This window comes from Pseudomonas sp. GW821-FHT11D10, assembly GCF_058808435.1.
This window is the reverse complement of the sequence record NZ_JBXARR010000001.1, coordinates 103,823-124,456: the sequence shown is the minus strand read 5'-3', so window position 1 is coordinate 124,456 and position 20,634 is coordinate 103,823. Positions and strand designations below refer to the sequence as shown.

Below are 20,634 nucleotides of genomic sequence, written 5' to 3'. Positions count from 1 at the left end.
GAATGTGCGTGAACAGACGGGTATTGCGTCATGAGTGCGCAACCCGGCCCCATCAACCGTCGTGTGCTGATCGTCGACGATACCGCGTCGATCCATGACGATTTCGCGAAAATCCTCAAGCCGGCCACGGTTGCAGACGATAGTCTGGACGAAACGGAAAACCTGCTGTTCGGCGACCCGACCTCCGCTCCCGCCGCCCCCAGGGACCCTTTCGAACTGGACTCGGCCTATCAGGGCCGCGAAGCGCTGGACAAGGTCGAAGCCGCCCTGGCTGTCGAACGCCCCTACGCCATGGCCTTCATCGACATGCGCATGCCGCCGGGCTGGGATGGCCTGGAAACCATCGAACGGCTGTGGCAAGTCGACCCCAAGCTGCAAGTGGCCCTGTGTACCGCTTATTCCGATTACTCCTGGGAAGACATCGACCAACGGCTGGCCCTGACCGATCGCCTGCTGATCCTGAAAAAACCCTTCGACGCGATCGAGATCCGGCAGATGGCCAGTGCCCTGACGGTCAAGTGGCAGATGACCGAAAACGCAGCATTGAAAATGAACCTGCTGGAGCAGGCCGTCGAGGAACGAACCCGCGAACTGTCCGACGCCAACATCATCGTGCAGAACAGTCCGACCATCCTCTATCGGTTGCGCGGCGAGCCCTCGTTTCCGCTGATGTATATCTCCCACAACATCACCCGCTACGGACATGTCGCGGCCGATCTGGTGGGTTCGGACACCTGGGCCCAGACACTGATCCATCCCGACGACCAGGCGGGTGTGGATACCGCCATGGGCCGGGTGCTCGATCGCCATGCAGAGGGCGCCTCCATCGAGTTTCGCCTGCGAACCGGCGAGGGTGGCTGGCGCTGGGTGGAAAACCGCTACATCCCGGTACGCGATCACGACGGCCGATTGCTGGAAGTAGAAGGGATCATTCTCGATATTACCGAACGCCGGGTGGCCGAGGAAAAGATGAACCTGCTGGCCCGCACCGACGGCCTCACCGGGCTGGCCAATCGCGCCACTCTGATCGAGCGCCTGCACCAGGCCTTTGCCGCCGCACGCCGGGGGGCGGCACCCTTCGCCGTGTTTTATCTGGATCTGGACCATTTCAAGCGGATCAACGACACCCTCGGCCATCCGGTCGGCGATCTGCTTTTGCAGGAAGTGGCGAAACGCATCAAATCGAATGTGCGGGAAAACGACGTGGTCGCACGTCTGGGTGGAGACGAGTTTGCGATCCTGCAACTGGACGTCAGTGAACCCACCCATTGCGCCGCCATGGCCGCCAAGATCCGTGATGCGCTACTGGCGCCTTATCACCTCACAGGCAATGCCCTGCACATCTCCGTCAGCATCGGTATCTGTCTTTACCGGCCGACCAGCCTGGACGCCGACAGTCTGCTGGCACAGGCCGACATGGCGCTGTATCGAGCCAAGGAAACGGGGCGCAATCAGTATCAGTTCTACTCGGAGGAAATCACTCGGGAAGTCGCCGAGCGCCTGGCCCTTGCCGAGGAGTTGGTAACAGCCCTCACGAAGGGAGGATTGAAGCTCAATTACATGCCGGAAACGGACATGCACAGCGGCAGGATTCTTGGCATGGCCGCGCAGGTCAGCTGGCAACATCCCAGGCTTGGCCTGCTGCCGGCGTCGGCCTTCGTACCGGCGGCGGAAAAGACCGGTGCAATCATTCCCCTCGGACGCTGGATTCTGGATCACGCCTGCTGGCAGATGCGCCAATGGCAGAACGAAGGGGTGGCGCCGCCGGTGATGGCGATCAGGATTTCCCTGGCTCAACTCAAGAGCGGTCCCGAACTTATCTACGACGTGCTGCGCACCACGGCCCGCTGGGAGCTTGCGCCGTGGGACCTGCGTTTCGATGTCACCGAAGCGACCCTGGCCCAGACCAAATGGACCCACAACGATGTGCTGCCACGCCTGAGCGAATTGGGGGTAAAGATCGCCATCGACGATTTCGGCACCGAATACTCATCGTTCGATTACCTGAAAACTTACCGGGTCAACCACCTCAAACTCGCCCAATCCCTGATCGACAATGCAGCCCAGGATGAAAGCGGCGCCAACACCCTGCGAGCGATCGTCAATTTCGCGCGGGATTTGGCGATCGACATCAGCGCCGAAGGGACCCTGCCGTCGGATCAGGACACGGCGCTGGCATCCGGCCCGACGTTGAAAAACGTGCAAGGCCTTTGCCCACGCGAGGCCGTCAGCCCGGAGCAGGCCGCCCGACTGCTGAAGGATGCGCGTGTGGCCGCCCCGCTGCCCAGGGAGGATGAAGGATGAAAATACCGTTCCCCCAGACCAACCGGCGCATTCTGATCGTCGATGATACCCCGGCGATCCATGCCGACTTTCGCAAGATCCTCACCCCGGACACCCACGGTGAAGCGGATCTGAACACGCTTGAACAAACGCTGTTCGGCAGCCGCCAATCACCGCATCTGACGTTCCAGCTCGATTCCGCCTACCAGGGGCAGGAAGCGCTGAAACTGGTGCAAAACGCCCTGGACGAAGGCCGGCCCTACGCCCTCGCCTTCACCGACATGCGCATGCCGCCCGGTTGGGACGGCCTGGAAACCATCGAAAGACTCTGGGCGGTCGACCCCAATCTGCAAATTGCGCTGTGCACCGCCTATTCCGACTACAGCTGGGAGGCCATGGCAGAACGCCTGGAGTTCGGCGATCAGTTGCTGATCCTGAAAAAGCCGTTCGACACCCTGGAAATCCGCCAGATGGCCAATGCCTTGACCTGGAAATGGCAGTTGGCCCAGGACGCGGCCCTGAAGATGCTCAACCTTGAACAGACCATCGAGGCCCGTGTGCATGAATTGCTCAAGGTCTCGCGTCTGTTGCAGTACGACAGCCTCACGGGCCTGCCCAACAGCACTTTGCTCGGTGACCGCCTGACTCAATCGCTGGCCGCTTGCCGGCGCCATGACAAACAACTGGTGGTGATGTTTCTCGGGCTGGATCGTTTCAAGCGCATCAACAATGCCCTGGGCCATCCGGCGGGCGACGAGATGCTCAAACGGGTCGGCCAGCAATTGCTGGCCTGCGTGCGCGAATCGGACTCGGTCTTTCGCTATGGCTCCGACGAGTTCGTGGTAATGCTCAGCGACATCAACCACCCGCAGCAGACCCGCAGCATCGCTGAAAAACTGCTGCTGGCCGTCCGTACTCCGCAGACGATTGTCGGGCATGACGTCAGTGTCACCGCCGGGCTGGGCATCAGCCTCTATCCCGATGACGGACTCGAGGCCATCGATCTGATCAAAAAAGCTGAAACGGCGATGCGCAACGCCAAGGAGAGCGGGCCGAACGAGATCGGCTTCTTCATCGAAGCCATGAACCAGCGCGCCCGGGAACAGCAAAGCATCGAGTCGGGCATTCGCCAGGCTCTGCAACGACAGGAATTCGTCCTGCACTACCAGCCGAAAATCGAGCTGGCCAGCGGCCGGGTGGTCGGTGCCGAGGCACTGGTGCGCTGGCAGAAACCGGGACATGGCTGGGTGTATCCCTCGGAGTTCATTCCGGTGGCCGAAGACAGCGGCCTGATCGTGCCGCTGAGCAAATGGGTGCTGGCCGAGGCCTGTCGTCAGACCCGGGAATGGCAACAGGCGGGATTGCCGCCGATCCGCATGTCGGTCAACACGTCGGCCATCGATTTTCGCCAGCGTCACTTCGTCGAGGGCATCGAACAGGTGCTGGCACAGACCGGGCTGGATCCCCGTCTGCTGGAACTGGAGATCACCGAAGGCGTGCTGATGCAGAATGTCGACGCGACGATGAGCGCGCTGAACCGGCTGAAGGCGCTGGGCGTCCGGCTGGCCATCGACGACTTCGGCACCGGCTATTCCAGCCTGAGCTATCTGCGGCGGTTTCCCATCGATGTGCTGAAGATCGATCAATCGTTCATTCGCGGTCTGAGCCATGACAGCAGCGATGCGGCGCTGGTCGGCGCGATCATCAGCCTGGGCAAGAGCCTGAACCTGAACGTCATCGCCGAAGGGGTGGAGACCGCGCAACAGTTGGCGTTCCTCAAGGACCACCACTGTGAGGAAGGCCAGGGATACTACTTCAGCAAAGCCTTGCCGGTGGACGCCTTCGCTCGATTGCTGGCGTCCGCTCAACCTGGTCCGTGGGGTGGTTCATGAATCGCCCGGCGTTGTTTCTACTGTTCGCTCTATGCGCAAACGCCATCGCCGCACCGCTGGACGAGCCACTGAAACCTTTGCCGGCCATACCGCAACTGGACCCAAAACGCGTCGAGCTGGGACGTCAGCTGTTCCATGAACCGAGATTGTCGATCAATAACACACTGTCTTGCGCCAGTTGCCATCAACTGGATAAAGGCGGCGCCGACACCCGCACCTTCTCCAATGGTTTCGATGGACAACCGGTGGCTGTCAACACACCGACCGTGTTCAACGCCAGCCTCAATTTCCGCCAGTTCTGGGACGGTCGCGTCGAAACCCTGGAAGAACAGAGCAACGTCGTCATCACTAGTCCCCACGAAATGGGCAGCGACTGGAACACCGTGGTGCAACGGATCGTCGACGATGCTGGCTATCGCCAGGCCTTCAGCGCCGCCTACCCCGACGCCGTGACCCGGGCCAATATCCAGAGTGCCCTGTCCGCTTTCGAGCGCACGTTGCTCACGCCCGATTCGCGCTTCGACCAGTACCTGCTCGGCAACACCGACATCCTGACCCTCGAAGAAAAGTACGGCTACCAGCGTTTCAAGGACTACGGCTGCATTGCCTGCCACCAAGGGGTGAACATCGGCGGCAACATGTTTCAGAAATTCGGCGTGTTCGGTGACTACATCGCCGACCGCGGCAACCCGACGGTGGCCGACCAGGGCCGCTTCAACATCACCGGTGACGAAGCCGATCGCGCCGTGTTCAAGGTGCCGAGCCTGCGCAATGTCGCGCTGACTGCACCGTACTTCCATGACGGCTCGGCGCCCACCCTCGAACGGGCCGTTGACGTGATGTTCCAGTATCAGTTGGGCCGCATGCCCAGCGAAGAAGACAAGACCCTGATCATCCTGTTTCTCAAGACCCTGACCGGCCGATGGGAGGGCAAGCCATGATGAAGGTTTCACGTCGTGTCAGTCTGCTGTTGCTCGGTCTCGTCACCTTACTGCTGGCCTCGATCCTGGTGTTTCTGTACCTCAAGTCCAGTTCAGAACAGACGACGGCCTATACCGAATCCCGGGATCTGATTCGCCAGATCAAGCAACAGGACTCACTCTGGGAAAACGAAATCCTCAAGGCCCGGGTGGCGCTTTCCCATAATTACGATCCGTTGATTTCGCCGATGAACGAGATGAACCGCCTGTGGGAGCGCTTCGACACCATGGAGTCCGGCCATGGGCGCAATGATTCGACGCAATGGGACGAAGCCCACGAAAGCTTTCTGAAAGCGATGCAGGAAAAGACCCGGCTGGTGGAGCAGTTCAAATCGCACAACGCTCTGTTGCGTAATTCCCTGGCCTTCCTGCCGACCGCCGAGGATGACATTCAGGCGCAACTGGCCGATCTGCCCGACCTCGACAAGATTCAGTTGCAGAACATCGCCACCGACACCTATGACCTGCTGCTCAGCGCCCTGGAGTTTTCCCAGGTCACCTCCGACGACAAGGCCGCCGACATCGTACTGGGCTTGAACAAACTGGCGGTGAATGCGCAACGCCTGCCCCAGGACTTCCAGGCCCCGATCCGGATCCTGAGCAATCACATCAGCCTGATTCTGCGCGAGCAGCCAATCGTCAACCGGTTGCTCGAAGAGATAGAGGCGATTCCCGTGGCCGAGCGCCTGGACAACATCACCAACATGCTCAACCGGGATCAGCAGCGGGTCGAAAAAATCGACCGCAAATACCACTTCTACCTGCTGCTGTTTTCCGTTCTGCTGATGCTGTCACTGTTGTGGCTCGCCATCCGCCTGATCCGCAGCTTTGCCGAAATCAACCGGGTCAACGCCGCTCTGCAAACCGCCAACGACGTGCTGGAGCAACGGGTCGAGGAACGCACCCGGGAGCTCAGGAACGCCCAGAGCGAACTGCTCGACGCCGCGCGCCAGGCCGGCATGGCCGAGATCGCGACCAACGTGCTGCACAACGTCGGCAATGTGCTCAACAGCGTGAACATCTCCTCCGACCTGATCTCTCGCAAACTGCGCAGCAGCAAGGCCCTGGGACTGGGCAAGGCCATGCAACTGATCAACGAGCACCCGGACGACCTCGGCCATTTCCTCAGCGCGGATGACAAGGGCAAGCTGCTGCCCGGCTACCTCAACCAACTGGTCGGCGCCATCGCTCAGGAACAGCAGGAGATGGTCGACGAACTGAACCAGATGAACAAAAGCGTCGATCACATCAAGGACATCGTCGCCACCCAGCAATCCTATGCCGGGGCCAACAGCCTGACCGAGCCGCTGTACATCAACGAGCTGCTCGAAGACGCCTTGCGCATGAACGCCGGCGCCCTCACCCGGCACCACGTCACGGTGGTCAAGGAATACGCCGAAGTACCCCAGGTGATGGGGGACAAACACCGCTTGCTGCTGATACTCATCAACCTGATCAGCAACGCCAAATACGCGATGTCCGACCTGAGCAACCGCCCGCGCACCATGACGCTGGGGGTGAAAATCGTCGATGACCATTTCCTCGAGATCAGCGTCAGGGACGATGGCGAAGGCATCGCACCGGAAAACATGACGCGGATCTTTGCCCACGGTTTCACCACCCGCAAGGAAGGCCACGGCTTCGGTCTGCACAGCTGCGCGCTGGCGGCCATCGAGATGAACGGCCACCTCACCGCCCACAGCGACGGGCCGGGACTGGGCGCCTTGTTCACCCTGCAGATTCCGCTGATCACCGTTACGGAGAACGCATGAGCGAGCTGTCGAACCGCCGCATTCTGCTGATCGATGACATGCCGTCGATCCACGAGGACTTTCGCAAGATTCTCGCCCCGGCTCCGGCGCACTCGGCAAAACTGGACGAGATGGAAGCCGCCCTGTTCGGCGTGCAGGCCAAACCCCGGCGAGCGCCCTTCGAACTGGATTCGGCCTACGGTGGCGAAGAAGGCCTGGCCAAACTCAACCTGGCCCTCCAGGAGCAATGCCCGTATGCGCTGGCCTTTGTCGACATGCGCATGCCCGACGGTTGGGACGGGGCGCGGACCATCGAAGAGCTCTGGCTGCAGGATCCGCAATTGCAGGTGGTGGTCTGTACCGCCTATTCCGACTATTCCTGGGACGAACTGCTGGATCGCCTGCACGCCCACGACCGGCTGCTGATCCTGAAAAAACCCTTCGACAACATCGAAGTCCAGCAAATGGCCAACACCCTGCTGACCAAATGGCAGATGACCGAACGCGCGTCGCTGCAAATGCATCATCTGGAACACCTGGTGGATCAGCGCACCACCCAGTTCCGGCAGGCCAGCGAAGCCTTGCAGCGGGAAATCGACGAACGCAAACAACTGGAAGGCCAACTGGTGCAGTCGGAAAAACTCGCCTCGCTGGGTCAACTGGCCGCCGGCGTCGCCCATGAAATCAACAACCCGATCGGTTTCATTTCCTCCAACCTCGGCACGCTCGACGGCTACTTCCAGCAGCTGCTGGCCATGCTCGGCGCCTATCACACCGCCGGGCAGAACTTGCCCGCCGAAGCCGCCGCGCAGTTGCAGCAATTGCGCGAGCACCTGGAACTGGACTATCTGCTGGAAGACATCCCGACGCTGATCCGCGAGTCCAAGGAAGGCATCGGCCGGGTCGGGCAGATCGTCCGCGATCTCAAGGATTTCTCGCGGGTCGACAGCCATCAGGAATGGCAGTGGGCCAATCTGCAACAGGGCATCGAATCGACCCTGAACATCGTCGCCGGCGAGCTCAAGTACAAGGCCGATGTGGTCAAGGAATATCAGGACCTGCCGGAGATCGAATGCCTGCCCTCGCAAATCAATCAGGTGATCATGAACCTGGTGGTCAACGCGGCGCAGGCCATGGGCCCGGAGCGCGGCACCATCACCCTGCGCACCGGCGTGCAGGGTGAAACGGCGATCATCGAAGTGGCCGACACCGGCTCGGGCATCGCACCCGAGACCCTGCAGAAAATCTTCGACCCGTTCTTCACCACCAAACCGGTGGGCCAAGGGACAGGCCTGGGCCTGTCCCTCTCGTATGGCATCGTGAAGAAACACGGCGGCGATATTTCCGTGCGCAGCACGTTGGGCGCCGGCACGACGTTTCGTGTGCAGTTGCCGTTGCGCCAGAACCGCCCGGCAGCCTGATGTAAGGTCAGGCGGTTTCCTGGAAATCCATCTCCGGCGGCTGCCGGCGGAAACCACCCGTGAGCACCGCCAGGTACACCACGCCAATCGCCAGCCAGCTCAGGCCCAGATACACCGCCAGGTGATCGAGGCTGACCATCAGCCACAAGTCAGCCGCCAGGCCGATGAACGGGAAGATCAGGAACAGGACCAACTCGCGCAGACCTTTTTTCTCACCACCGATCCAGTAGTGAAAAATCACCGACAGATTGACCAGGCTGAACGCCAGAAACGCGCCGAAGTTGATGAACGAAGTCGAGGTGGTCACGTCGAGTTTCAACGCCAGCAAAGCCACTACCGCACACAGCAGAATGCTGTTGACCGGCGTACCGAAGCGCTCGTGCAAGGTGCCGAAAAACGATTTCGGCAGCACACCGTCACGGCCCATCGCGAACAACAAACGCGAACCACTGGCCTGCGCCGACAGACCCGAGGCGAACTGACCGACGATCAGGCCGATCAGGAAAATCGACACGAACAGATCACCGCCGATGTTGCGTGCAATTTCGTAGGCCGCCGAGTCGACGCTGTCGAACTGGAACGACGGATGGGCGATCTGCACGAAGTACGAAACGCCGACAAAAATCAGCCCGCCGATCAGGGTGATCAACATGATTGCCCGGGGGATGGTGCGACGTGGATCGCGGGTTTCTTCGGAGAGCGTGCTGACCGCGTCGAAACCGAGGAATGAGTAACAGGCGATGGCCGCGCCACTCATGATCAGCGGCATCTGCATGTCGCCGTTGAAGAACGGTTTGATCGACCACAACGGCGTGCTGGCATCGCCACCGACGTAGTGCACGCACAGCGCGACGAAGGCGATCAGCACCAGGAATTGCACCAGCATCAGCAAGGCGTTGATGCCGTTGGCCAGTTTCAGGCCGATGATGTTGATCGCGCTGGTGATGCCGATGAACGCCAGCACCCAGATCCACTGCGGGATCGACGGGAAGGCCGAAGCCAGATACGCGGCGCCGATCAGCCAGATCGCCATCGGCAGAAACAGATAATCGAGCAGCACCGCCCAACCGGCGATGAAACCGAGCTTCGGGCTGATGGCCTTGCGCACGTAGCTGTAGGCCGAGCCGGCCACCGGGAACGCGGCGGCCATGCGCCCGTAACTCATGGCGGTGAAAAACATCGCCACCAGCGCCGCCAGATAAGCGGCCGGCACCATGCCGGCGGTGGATTGGGCGAGGATGCCGAACGTGCCGAGGACAATGATCGGCGTCATGTAGGCGATGCCGAACAGCACCACCGACCCTAGCGAAAGGGTGCGTTGCAAACGAGCCATGGGCGACTTACTCCGGATTTTATTGGATTTATGGCAGAGGCCGAGTTCGGCGAATGTTTCGGGTGTTGCGTTGTTGTTTTTTGGTAAGGCTTAAAGGTGCGTCAACGTCAAAATCCACCCCTCACCCCAGCCCTCTCCCCAAGGGGGAGAGGGGGAAAGGGAGCAGATCTCCATGCTTTTCAGATCCTGAGTTCGACTCGATCCCTCAGGTCGATGTACTTCGAATGAACAACTCGGTCAGTCCCCTCTCCATCCGGGAGAGGGTTAGGGTGAGGGCAGCAGTTCAACGGGCAGGAATCAAAAGCTCCCGAACACCGCCATCCCGCTCCACCACCTCCCCCGGCAACCTCAACCGCTGATCATCCAGATACCGATAATCCTTGCGCGCCAGCTCCAGCTGACCGAAATCCAGCTCGACACTGAACCGCCCTTCCTCTCGCCCGGCCTCGAACAGCACCGTGCCCAGCGGATCCACCAGCGCGCTGCCGCCGGCAAACATCAACCCGTCATCCCCGGCTTCCACCCGATTGACCATCAGCGCAAATGCCTGGTTTTCCTGGGCCCGGGCCATGATGGCGGTGCGGTGAGTCGGCCCGTACGGATCCATGTTGCCGTTGGTCACGATCAACAATTCGGCGCCCAGTTGCGCCAGGGCACGGGCCGATTCCGGGAACTCGATGTCGTAGCAGATCAGCAGACCGACCCATACGCCGTTCCACAGGCAGGTGGCGTAACGGTCACCGGCCTCGAACACACCGCGATCCGAGGCCCAGAGGTGGGTCTTGCGGTATTTCAGGGCGATGCCTTCGGGGGTAATCAGCAGCGTGGTGTTGTAGAAGCGGCCGTTGTCGTTCTCGGCCATGCCGATTACCACGGCGAGGTTGCGCTCGCGGGCGGCGGCCTGCACGGCGCTGACGGTCGGGCCGTCCAGCGGCTCGGCGATCTGCGCCACGGTGTCGGCGGTCGGGAAGCCCATCAGGTGGGTCTCGGGGAACACGATCAATTGCGTGTCGGCGGCGCAGGCCGCAATCGCCGCGAGGGCGCGTTCGAGGTTGTAAGCCGTGCCATTGTCACGGCCCGCCAGCTGGGCGAGTTCGACTTTCATGGGTAGTCCTTGTTATGAGCGCCGGGCGCCGAAAGATTGCCCGGCGGCTGTCTGTGGGCCAGTATGCTTCGCATTCGACCGGCCAGGGAATTACGCGGCCGGGGTAACCCGATAGGGGTAGAGGCATGACTCTTTCGTTTGACGACATCACCTGGCACCGCGCCGTCGGGCAGTTGATCGACGCCCTCGACAAGCCGAATTTCTGGGCGCAACTGGTGCGCCTGCTCGACCAGTACGTGCCGTTCGATAGCTGGGTGGCGCTGCTGTTCAGCGCTGACCGCCACCCGCAGGTGTTCGCTGAATGCCCCGGCGCGGATGGCAGCCCCGACCAGCTGTTTCAGGACTACCTGCGCGGTCTGTACCTGCTCGACCCGTTCTACATTGCCTGCCGCGAACAATCGCGCACCGGGTTGTATCGCCTGTCGGAGGTCGCGCCGGAGCACTTCGAACTGACCGAGTATTACCAGCGATACTTTCGTCTGAATGTGGTGGCCGACGAAATCCAGTTCAATTGCCAGCTCGAAGGCGACCGTACGTTGTGCCTGTCGCTGGGCAGCCAGCAACGCTTCACCGGCGAGCAGATTGCCCTGCTGTCGCTGATCCAGCCGTGGGTGCTCGGCCTGTTGCGTCAGCGCCTGCCCTATGAAATCAACGAAACCGTGGCCTTGGCCCCGGCGCCTGCGCAACCGGACTGGCGGGTGCAGCTCGAAGCGTCGGTGCAGCAGCTCAAGGGCGCGCAACTGACCGCCCGGGAACTGGACGTCGGGCGTCTGATGCTCAGCGGTTGCTCCAGTAAAGAAATCGCCCGTAAGCTGGAAATCTCTGTTGAAACCGTGAAAGTCCATAAGAAACACATGTACAGCAAGCTGGGGATCAAATCCCAGTCGGAGCTGTTTTCGATCTTTCTGCAGGCGCAGAACGCCTGACTGCCGCAAAAAACCGTCCGAACCAAGGAAACCGTATGAGCCTGTCACTCCTGAGCCGCTACGCCTTCTTTGCCGTCTGCGTGATTTTCACCCTCGCCAGCCTGCCCTTTCTCGAACATGACTGGCTGTGGCCGATCACCGCCGTCACCGGCGTATTGAGCCTGATCGGTCTGTTCGACCTGATGCAGAGCCCGCACGCGGTGCGCCGCAATTACCCGATCCTGGGCAACATCCGTTATCTGGTCGAGGGCATCCGCCCGGAAATCCGCCAGTACCTGCTGGAGTCCGACAGCGACGCCCTGCCCTTCTCCCGCGCCCAGCGATCGCTGGTGTACTCGCGGGCCAAGAATGAAACCGCCGACAAGCCGTTCGGCACCCTGATCGACGTCTACCAATCCGGCTTCGAATTCATCGGCCATTCGATGCGCCCGGCGCCGTTGAGCGACCCGAGCAGCTTTCGCGTCACCGTCGGCGGCCCGCAGTGCACCCAGCCGTATTCGGCATCGGTGTTCAACATCTCGGCCATGAGTTTTGGCTCGCTCAGCGCCAACGCGATTCGCGCGCTGAACCAGGGCGCCAAACTCGGCAACTTCGCTCACGACACCGGCGAAGGCAGCATCAGCCCCTATCACCGCGAACACGGCGGTGACCTGACCTGGGAGCTGGGCAGCGGCTATTTCGGCTGCCGCACCAGCGACGGCCGCTTCGACCCGGAACGCTTCGCCGCCCAGGCGCAGACTCCGCAAGTGCGGATGATCGAAATCAAGATGAGCCAGGGCGCCAAACCCGGCCACGGCGGGATCCTGCCCAAGCACAAGGTCACCCAGGAAATCGCCGATACGCGTGGAATTCTGATGGGCGAAGACTGCATCTCGCCGTCGCGACACAGCGCGTTCTCCACGCCGATCGAGATGATGCATTTCATCCAGCAATTGCGTGAACTGTCCGGCGGCAAACCGGTGGGCTTCAAGTTCTGCCTCGGCCATCCGTGGGAGTTCATGGGCATCGCCAAGGCCATGCTGGAAACCGGCATCCTGCCGGACTTCATCGTGGTCGACGGCAAGGAAGGCGGGACCGGCGCCGCGCCTGTGGAGTTCACCGACCACATCGGCGTGCCGATGCGCGAAGGCCTGCTGTTCGTGCACAACACCCTGGTGGGCCTGAATCTGCGGGACAAGATCAAGCTCGGCGCCAGCGGCAAGATCGTCAGCGCCTTCGACATCGCCAGCGTGCTGGCCATCGGCGCCGACTGGGCCAACTCCGCGCGCGGCTTCATGTTCGCCATCGGCTGCATACAGTCGCAAAGCTGCCACACCAACAAATGCCCGACCGGTGTCGCCACCCAGGACACCCTGCGTCAGCGCGCACTGGTGGTGCCGGACAAGGCCCAGCGGGTCTACAACTTCCATCGCAATACGTTGAAGGCCCTGGCGGAAATGCTCGCCGCCGCCGGCCTCGATCATCCGTCGCAACTGTCGGCCAAGCATCTGGTGCGGCGCATGTCGGCGACCGAAATCAAGCTGTTCTCGCAGCTGCACGTGTTCCTGAAACCGGGGGAATTGCTCACCGGGGAAGTGAACGGCGAGTTCTATTCGCGGATGTGGCAGATGGCGCGGGCGGACAGTTTTGAGCCGCAGGAAATCGCGGCGGCCTGATCGGTTTCAAAGCGCCAGCCGAGTCAGGCTGGCGCTTTCAGGTCCGAGAACGGCGAAACAACACAAACCGGAAAAAACAGTAGCCCAGTAGTGCATTCAACAGCGAGAACAGCGCGACCGTCATCAACCCTGGCAGATGGTGATCATCGCCAATCAGGCCGACGCCGTAACTCACAATGCTCACCACACCGATAAACGCCAGGTACAGCAACAAGGGCGTTTCAAGCTCGAACGTATACAGCGCATTCATGTAGAACGAGAATGCTGCGGCGAAACAGAATGCGGCGAAGTTGCTCGCTGACTGATCGAATTCAGCCGCGGTGATCAGGACGAAAAAGATCTGCCAGTGGATCAGGGTACTGGCGAGTCCGATGATCATTGGCGCGGAAAATCCCTTCCACAAGATATTCATCGCAGATCCTTGTTGCTGCTCGGGGCGGAGTTTCACGCTAGGGCAAGGCGCAGGGACACGTCTACTGTCAGAAATTACAGGTAGCCGCTGGTTTCTGACCAACGGTCACCATTGCAACAACCGCCCGTGGGGCGGCTCTTTCATGACGATGAAGCCGTAGTCACCGATCAGATAGAGGCGGTAATAAAGGCTGTCCACCAAGGGTGGATAGCCCATCAGACCGACATGGGTCGCGTTGCGCCGCTCGCGCTCGGCGACCACGTTGGTGATGCCGGCCGAGGGCAGATTTTCGGCGAGCATGAAGTAATCGATGTTCAGCAGATATTGCAGCACCGGCAACTGCTTGAACGTACCCACCGCCCCCGCCAGCCAGCGGTCGGAGTACGTCACCGAGATATAAATCCGTTTGGCTTCGCGCAGCTCGCGATGGGATGAGATGTCGTGGCTCAGGCTGTAGAGCGCACTGCTGGCGAAGGTTTTTTCCATCGTCAGCACCCGGCCATAAGCGAAGGACAGCGACAGCGTGGCCAGAAGCGGAATCGCCAACACCAGAGGCAACCGTTGATGCAGCGGCATCAACCCCAGCCAAGCCAGATAGAACAGCAACATCAACAGCACGCCGAACCCCATCAGGGTGCGTGCGCCTTCGTTGAAATCGCGAAACAACAGCGTCATGCCCGGCACCAGCAGCACAATCAGCGGCAGTGCCAGCAGGCAGCTGAAGCTCAGGAGCAAGCCCCTGGCGCGCGACATGTTGCGCTTGCCAATCTGCCGCCCCAACTGCACGGCGCCGAACACGGCGCACAGCACCAATACAATAAAAACCACCGTGTAGCCGCCGTGAAACAGCAGCGCAACCTTCTCCATCACCCGACCAATATTGATGCCGATCTGCAGCAACGGATCAGCGCTCATGTTTAGCAATTGCGTGCGTCCGTGGTCAGTGAACGGATAGGCCGTGACGCTGTAAATCAACGCCGCCAGCAGCAGTTGCGCCAGCCGCCAGCCCGACCGGCGCCAGAGCTCTCCCCACGGCACTCGCCGATGAACATTGCGCAGCAGCTCCAGGCAGCACAGCCCGAGAAACACATTGAGACTGATCTGATACAACCCGATCGCCAGCGCCAGCAATGCCGACGGCACCAGCCATCGCTGAATGCGTGAAGCGCCGCAAAAAGTGATCGCGTAAATCACCGCGACCAGACTCAGGGCCATGCCCGGCCCGTCGTATTGATAGGACAGGTTCTGCAACAGGAACGGGTTGTACCAGAGCGGCAACGGCACCAGACAACAGGCCAGCGTTGGTTCGGGAAAATAGTGGAAGGTCAGCCGGGTCAACGCGAACGACATCGCTACCGTGGCGAGTAACAGCGGCAATGGGAAAATATTCGGTGCAGCGCCGGTGAAGGTCAGCGCCTGATACAGCCAGTCCATGAACAATCGCCCCTGCCCCGCCCAGGCATTGCCGGCAGCCAGGGTGCGCCAGTTGTCGTCGATGTAGGGGAAGTCGGCGAGGATCAGCGGCAGGATGTACAGCAGCGTGGCGAGCAGGAAGAACAGCACGACCTGACGGCGGCCGAGTTCTCGGTCGACATAATCACTCATCCTCATGTCCGTGCCTCTGAATTGGTTGCCACCGATTCGATCACTAAACGTTGGAAAGCCGCTACTGTCAGGAATTACAGGTTAGCGGCCCTTTCAGACGAGCGGATGGGCATGTCCAGGCCGTTCAATATCTTTATCCCGGAAAAACAAAAGCCCCGGACTTTCGACCGGGGCTTTCATGTTTCAGCGACAACGAATTACGAAGCCGAACGCACCGCGCCCTGGGACGCATCGCTTGGTTGCAGCTTGAACACGTAGAACAAAACGGTCAGCAGCACCAGGAACGCCGGGCCCACATACAGCGCCACGCGAGTGTCCGGGAAGTACGCCATCAGGCCGACCACCAGCACCAGGAACGCCAACGCCAGATACGAGCTGATCGGGAACAGCCACATCTTGTACTTCAGGCCGGCCCGTTCGCTGGCGCTCAGGCCTTTGCGGAATTTGAGCTGGGCCAGCAGGATCATCACCCAGGTCCAGATCGCGCCGAAGGTGGCAATCGAGGTCACCCAGACGAAGACTTTTTCCGGCACCAGATAGTTGAGCAGCACGCCCAACAGCAGCGCGAAGATCGACAGCAGCAATGCGCGACGCGGTACGCCGTTGCTCGAGGTGCGAGCGAAACCGGCCGGTGCCTGGCCGTTCTGCGCCAGGCTGTAGAGCATGCGCCCGGTGCTGAAGATGCCGCCGTTGCAGGACGACAGCGCCGCAGTGATCACCACGAAGTTGATGATGCCGGCGGCAGTCTTGATGCCCAGACGTTCGAAGGTCATCACGAACGGGCTGCCCTGGGTGCCGATTTCATTCCACGGGTAGATCGACAGGATCACGAACAGCGCGCCGACGTAGAACAGCAGGATCCGCCAGAACACCGAGCCGATCGCATTCGGGATGGTCTTCTGCGGGTTCTTCGCTTCACCGGCGGTCAGGCCGATCATCTCCACGCCGAGGTAGGCGAACATCACCATTTGCAGGGACATCAGCACGCCCGTCACGCCGTTGGGCATGAAGCCGCCGTGGGTCCACAGGTTGGAAATCCCCAGCGCCACGCCGTCGTTGCCGAAACCGAAGGCAATGATGCCGATGCCGCCAAGCACCATGGCAATGATGGTGACGATCTTGATCAGGGCGAACCAGAATTCGAACTCACCGAAGGCCTTGACCGCGATCAGGTTGATCGAACCCATGCTGACCAGCGCCGCCAGCGCCCAGATCCAGCGCGGGACATCGGGAAACCAGATGCCCATGTACACCGCCACCGCCGTGATTTCGGCGACGCAGGTCACCAGCCACAGGAACCAGTAGTTCCAGCCGGTCAGAAAGCCCGCCAGCGGGCCGAGGTAATCCTGTGCGTAACGGCTGAAGGAGCCGGCGACCGGGTTGTGTACGGCCATTTCACCGAGGGCGCGCATGATCACCAGGATCGCCAGACCGCCGATGATGTAAGACAGCATGATCGCCGGGCCGGCCATTTCGATGGCCTTGGCCGAACCGAGAAACAGACCGACACCGATGCAGGCGCCGAGCGCCATCAGGCGAATATGCCGTTCACCGAGTTCGCGTTTGAGCGGACCGCCTTGAGCGGTTTCGCCATGGGGCGGGTGATTGCCGACTGGCATGGGGGACTTCCTCGTCTTGTTATTGGATGTGACCACCGAGTGTTCAAGCGTCGGCCGATAAGCCTGCGCCTGGGTAAAACCGGCCCTGCTTCGTGGGCAGGATCGTCCCGCAGAAGCAACCTGCGGGATCAGCGGGGCGTGCAGTATAAAAAGCTTGCGACAGGTTTTTTCACTCTATAAGGCATCTGATTCAGACGTAAACCTCGCCAAACGCAAGGTTTACGAGACAAACCATCCTGCATTTCGAGGATTATTCACCGCGCAAATGGGCGCCGAGTATTGCACAGCAATGGTGCAACGTCATGCCGCGACCAAAGTCGCAGCAGCCTCAAGACCTCTCTGTTCCGGCCTTTTAAGGCTTTCGATCATTCGCCTGCGGGTTGCAGCCGGATTTGCAGATTTGTTCAGGGTCCTACCTTCACAATTTTTTCACCCGCGCCAACCACCGACTAAGCTTCAGTCAAGTCCGATCAATCTGCGTGAATGGATCAATCGACTATGGGCGCTTTGTGGCAAACCGATTCGAGTGAAAAAGTGGTTCCGACTGAACGTGTGGATGAAGCGCCTGTACCTGAAAAACCCCGTCGTAACCGGCATGGGTGGAAGGCTTTCTGGCTCCTGTTGGTGATCATCGCGATTGTCGTGGGCCTGGCTGCGATGAAGGAAATGCGCACCTCGCGTTTTCAGTCCCGCGAGGTCAGCCAGTACGCCGCCAAGCTCAAGTACGAGTTGCAACCGGGGCCCAGCGAAGCGATCCGCTATCCGGGCAACGGGCCATTCGATCTGCGTCTGGGCTACAGCTCGCTGGACGAGTTCCTGCCACGGCTGATCAAGCGCAACTACGTGATCACCGAGCAGACGCGCTTCTCCCCGGCCCTGCTCAACTACACCGACAAGGGCCTGTTCGTGCCCTACTCCGAAAAGATCCAGGCCGGGCTGTCGATCACCGATTGCCGCGCCGCGCCGCTGTATCAGTACAACTATCCGCAGCAGCTGTACGCGAGTTTCGATTCGATCCCGCCGGTGGTGGTCAACAGCCTGCTGTTCATCGAAAACCGTTTTCTGCTCGACCCAAAGCAACCCATGGCCAACCCGGCAGTGGACTGGCCGCGCTTCGGCATGGCCGCGTGGTCGCAGGTCGCCAAGTTGTTGCACTTGCCGGGGCAGTCGGCCGGCGGCAGTACCCTGGCTACCCAGCTTGAGAAATACCGCCACTCGCCCGACGGGCTGACGGTGTCCGGCGCGGAGAAGATCCGCCAGATGATTTCCGCCAGCGTGCGCGCCTATCAGGGCGGCCCGGACACCTTGCCGGCGCGGCAGAACATCATTCGTGACTACCTCAACAGCGTGCCGCTGTCGGCGGTGCCGGGGCATGGTGAGGTGCACGGCATGGCCGAGGGGCTGCGGGTCTGGTATGGCGCCGATTTCAACGAGGCCAACCGCAAACTCGCGAGTACCGCCACAGATCCGAAGACCATGGCGGACAAGGGCCTGGCCCTGCGTGAAATGCTCTCGTTGATGATCGCTCAGCGCCGTCCTTCGCATTACCTGACCAAGGGCCGCGAAGAGCTGGTCGAACTGACCAACAGCCACTTGCGCCTGCTCAAACAGAACGGCGTGATCGACGCCGCCCTGGCCGATGCCGCGCTGGCCAGCACCATCAGCTATCGCGACTGGCAGACCCAGCCGACAATTCAACCGATCGAAACCAACAAGGGCATCAGTGTCGCCCGCAGCCGGTTGGCATCGATGCTCAACCGTCCGCTGTATGACCTCGACCGCCTCGACCTGTCTGCCACCAGCACCCTGCAAGGCGAGCTGCAAACCCAGGCCACCGCCTACCTGAAAAAACTGGCCGACCCGGCCTACGCGACCGAAGTCGGCCTGATGGGCGAACGCCTGCTGACGCCCACCAGCACCACTCAGGTGCGCTACAGCTTCACCTTGTTCGAGCTGACTCCGGACGGTTCGCGCGTGCGGGTGCAGACCGACAGCACCGACCAGCCGTTCGACATCAACGAAGGCAGCAAGCTGGAACTGGGCTCCACGGCGAAGATGCGGGTGCTGACCACCTACCTGCAAATCATCGCGGAGCTGCATGACAAGTACGGCGCCATGACCGTGCCGGAACTGAAGAAAGTCGACGTCCCGGATCAGGATCGCCTGAGCCAGTGGGTGATCGATTACCTGATCCAGAACAAGGATCACGACCTGTCGAAAATGCTCTCCGCCGCCCTCGACCGCAAATACTCGGCCAGCCCAGGTGAAGCGTTTTTCACCGGTGGCGGCCTGCATGTGTTCCATAACTTTCGCAAGGAAGACAACGGCCGCCTGCCGACCCTGCGCGATGCCCTGCGTGAGTCGATCAACCTGCCGTTCATTCGCCTGATGCGCGATCTGGTGCGCTACACCACCTACTCAGGTCCCAACAACAGCGCCGAATTGCTCAAGGATGACCGCGACCCGCGCCGTCAGGAATACCTCGCCTCGTTTGCCGACCGCGAAGGTACTTCGTTCCTGCTCAAGTTCTGGAAAAAGTACCGGAACAAGGACACCCAGGCCCGGCTCGACACCTTCCTCGACAGCATGCGCCCGACCCCGATCCGCATGGCCGCCGTGCACCGTTACCTGCTGCCCAACGCCAGCCAGGAAGACTTCAACACCTTCGTGCGCTCGCACCTCAAGGGCGTCAAAATCACCGAAAAACTCACCGACGAACGCCTGGAACGGCTCTATCTGGCCTACGGCCCCGGCACCTACGACCTGCCGGATCAGGGTTTCATCGCCAAGGTTCACCCGCTGGACCTGTGGATGATCGGCTACCTGCTCAACCACCCCGACGCGACCTTCAAGGACATCGTCAAGGCCAGCCAGTTCGAGCGTCAGGAAGTCTACAGCTGGCTGTTCAAGAGCAAGCACAAGGGCGCCCGTGACAGCCGCATTCGCACGATGCTGGAGATCGAGGCGTTCCTCGAGATCCATCAGCGCTGGCAGAAAGTCGGCTATCCGTTCGATCACCTGGTGCCCTCGCTGGCCACCGCCATCGGCAGCTCCGGCGACCGCCCTGCCGCGCTGGCCGAGTTGATCGGCACCATCCTCAACGACGGCGTGCGCATGCCGACCCTGCGTATCGACAGCCTGCACTTCGCCGCCGGCACGCCTTACGAAACCAAACTGGTCAATGACCCTCACGTCGGCAAACGGGTGATGCCGTCCGAAGTCGCCACCGCAATGCGCGAAGCCTTGTCGCAAGTGGTGGACTCGGGAACGGCCAAACGTGTTTCCGGCAGTTTCAAACTGAACGATGGAACACCGCTGACCATGGGCGGCAAGACCGGCACCGGTGACAACCGGATCGAGGCGATCGGCTCCGGCGGGCGGATACTCAGCTCGAAGTCGATCAACCGCACGGCGACCTTCGTGTTCTACATCGGCGACCACCATTTCGGCACGCTTACCGCGTTCGTGCCGGGGCGCTCGGCGGAGAACTTCAAGTTCACTTCGGCCCTGCCGGTGCAGGTGCTCAAGGGCATGGCACCGATCCTGATGCCGTATCTGCAACCGGGCGGTGATTCGCAATGCCGGCCGCCGCAACTTCCTCAAGTGGCGCTGACGAGCCTGCCTCCGTTTAAAGCCGATTGAAGTTGTGGAG

General features: G+C 60.9%; 13 protein-coding genes. 8 read left to right on the top strand and 5 right to left on the bottom strand.

The window, feature by feature from the left end:
- The first annotated feature begins 30 nt into the window (after positions 1-30).
- The 5 genes from AC1RT4_RS00555 to AC1RT4_RS00535 are packed head-to-tail and all read left to right on the top strand — an operon-like array spanning position 31 to position 8,327.
- A complete protein-coding gene (locus AC1RT4_RS00555) occupies positions 31-2,304 on the top strand; it encodes a GGDEF/EAL domain-containing response regulator (RefSeq protein WP_493082846.1) in 2,274 nt (757 codons plus the stop codon).
- Positions 2,301-4,175, top strand: coding sequence for a putative bifunctional diguanylate cyclase/phosphodiesterase (locus AC1RT4_RS00550; protein ID WP_493082844.1), 1,875 nt, complete (start codon positions 2,301-2,303; stop codon positions 4,173-4,175). Before AC1RT4_RS00555 ends, AC1RT4_RS00550 begins: the two co-directional genes overlap by 4 nt.
- Positions 4,172-5,116 (top strand): cytochrome-c peroxidase, encoded by a 945-nt coding sequence (locus AC1RT4_RS00545; protein WP_493082842.1) that lies wholly within the window; start codon positions 4,172-4,174, stop codon positions 5,114-5,116. Before AC1RT4_RS00550 ends, AC1RT4_RS00545 begins: the two co-directional genes overlap by 4 nt.
- Entirely contained in the window at positions 5,113-6,927 is a 1,815-nt protein-coding gene (locus tag AC1RT4_RS00540) for a DAHL domain-containing protein (protein ID WP_493082840.1), read from the top strand. Before AC1RT4_RS00545 ends, AC1RT4_RS00540 begins: the two co-directional genes overlap by 4 nt.
- Positions 6,924-8,327 carry an ATP-binding protein gene (locus tag AC1RT4_RS00535; protein ID WP_493082838.1) on the top strand — a complete coding sequence of 468 codons (1,404 nt, stop codon included), beginning with the start codon at positions 6,924-6,926 and terminating at the stop codon, positions 8,325-8,327. Before AC1RT4_RS00540 ends, AC1RT4_RS00535 begins: the two co-directional genes overlap by 4 nt.
- A gap of 7 nt (positions 8,328-8,334) precedes the next feature.
- Here the strand turns inward: AC1RT4_RS00535 and AC1RT4_RS00530 are convergent, their stop codons facing one another.
- Positions 8,335-9,660 (bottom strand): APC family permease, encoded by a 1,326-nt coding sequence (locus AC1RT4_RS00530; RefSeq protein WP_493082836.1) that lies wholly within the window; start codon positions 9,658-9,660, stop codon positions 8,335-8,337.
- Between the two features lie 283 nt (positions 9,661-9,943).
- The gene (locus tag AC1RT4_RS00525) at positions 9,944-10,765 is read right to left on the bottom strand and encodes a carbon-nitrogen hydrolase family protein (protein WP_493082834.1); all 822 of its coding nucleotides are present in this window, start codon (positions 10,763-10,765) and stop codon (positions 9,944-9,946) included.
- A 125-nt stretch (positions 10,766-10,890) separates the two neighbouring features.
- On the opposite strand from AC1RT4_RS00525, the gene AC1RT4_RS00520 reads away from it, so the two are divergent.
- On the top strand, positions 10,891-11,691 hold the full coding sequence (locus AC1RT4_RS00520) for a helix-turn-helix transcriptional regulator (RefSeq protein WP_011335770.1): 801 nt from the start codon (positions 10,891-10,893) through the stop codon (positions 11,689-11,691).
- A gap of 35 nt (positions 11,692-11,726) precedes the next feature.
- A complete protein-coding gene (locus AC1RT4_RS00515; protein WP_064383868.1) occupies positions 11,727-13,346 on the top strand; it encodes an FMN-binding glutamate synthase family protein in 1,620 nt (539 codons plus the stop codon).
- Positions 13,347-13,383: 37 nt separating this feature from the next.
- Here AC1RT4_RS00515 and AC1RT4_RS00510 read toward each other — a convergent pair whose 3' ends face one another.
- The 3 genes from AC1RT4_RS00510 to AC1RT4_RS00500 all read right to left on the bottom strand — a co-directional run bounded on the left by AC1RT4_RS00510 (position 13,384) and on the right by AC1RT4_RS00500 (position 16,982).
- Positions 13,384-13,794 (bottom strand): GtrA family protein, encoded by a 411-nt coding sequence (locus AC1RT4_RS00510; RefSeq protein WP_493082831.1) that lies wholly within the window; start codon positions 13,792-13,794, stop codon positions 13,384-13,386.
- Between the two features lie 69 nt (positions 13,795-13,863).
- Positions 13,864-15,369 (bottom strand): glucosyltransferase domain-containing protein, encoded by a 1,506-nt coding sequence (locus tag AC1RT4_RS00505; RefSeq protein ID WP_493082829.1) that lies wholly within the window; start codon positions 15,367-15,369, stop codon positions 13,864-13,866.
- A 191-nt stretch (positions 15,370-15,560) separates the two neighbouring features.
- Complete coding sequence (locus AC1RT4_RS00500) at positions 15,561-16,982, bottom strand: amino acid permease (protein WP_493082827.1); 1,422 nt, start codon at positions 16,980-16,982, stop codon at positions 15,561-15,563.
- Between the two features lie 498 nt (positions 16,983-17,480).
- Here AC1RT4_RS00500 and AC1RT4_RS00495 point away from each other — a divergent pair, with 498 nt between their 5' ends.
- On the top strand, positions 17,481-20,624 hold the full coding sequence (locus AC1RT4_RS00495; RefSeq protein WP_493082825.1) for a transglycosylase domain-containing protein: 3,144 nt from the start codon (positions 17,481-17,483) through the stop codon (positions 20,622-20,624).
- Positions 20,625-20,634: the final 10 nt, after the last annotated feature.

Bases quoted from the DNA above. Each gene is read 5' to 3' on its own strand.
- AC1RT4_RS00555 (WP_493082846.1), top strand. From the start codon at position 31: ATGAGTGCGCAACCCGGCCCCATCAACCGTCGTGTGCTGATCGTCGAC.
- AC1RT4_RS00550 (WP_493082844.1), top strand. From the start codon at position 2,301: ATGAAAATACCGTTCCCCCAGACCAACCGGCGCATTCTGATCGTCGAT.
- AC1RT4_RS00545 (WP_493082842.1), top strand. From the start codon at position 4,172: ATGAATCGCCCGGCGTTGTTTCTACTGTTCGCTCTATGCGCAAACGCC.
- AC1RT4_RS00540 (WP_493082840.1), top strand. From the start codon at position 5,113: ATGATGAAGGTTTCACGTCGTGTCAGTCTGCTGTTGCTCGGTCTCGTC.
- AC1RT4_RS00535 (WP_493082838.1), top strand. From the start codon at position 6,924: ATGAGCGAGCTGTCGAACCGCCGCATTCTGCTGATCGATGACATGCCG.
- AC1RT4_RS00530 (WP_493082836.1), bottom strand. From the start codon at position 9,660: ATGGCTCGTTTGCAACGCACCCTTTCGCTAGGGTCGGTGGTGCTGTTC.
- AC1RT4_RS00525 (WP_493082834.1), bottom strand. From the start codon at position 10,765: ATGAAAGTCGAACTCGCCCAGCTGGCGGGCCGTGACAATGGCACGGCT.
- AC1RT4_RS00520 (WP_011335770.1), top strand. From the start codon at position 10,891: ATGACTCTTTCGTTTGACGACATCACCTGGCACCGCGCCGTCGGGCAG.
- AC1RT4_RS00515 (WP_064383868.1), top strand. From the start codon at position 11,727: ATGAGCCTGTCACTCCTGAGCCGCTACGCCTTCTTTGCCGTCTGCGTG.
- AC1RT4_RS00505 (WP_493082829.1), bottom strand. From the start codon at position 15,369: ATGAGGATGAGTGATTATGTCGACCGAGAACTCGGCCGCCGTCAGGTC.
- AC1RT4_RS00500 (WP_493082827.1), bottom strand. From the start codon at position 16,982: ATGCCAGTCGGCAATCACCCGCCCCATGGCGAAACCGCTCAAGGCGGT.
- AC1RT4_RS00495 (WP_493082825.1), top strand. From the start codon at position 17,481: ATGGGCGCTTTGTGGCAAACCGATTCGAGTGAAAAAGTGGTTCCGACT.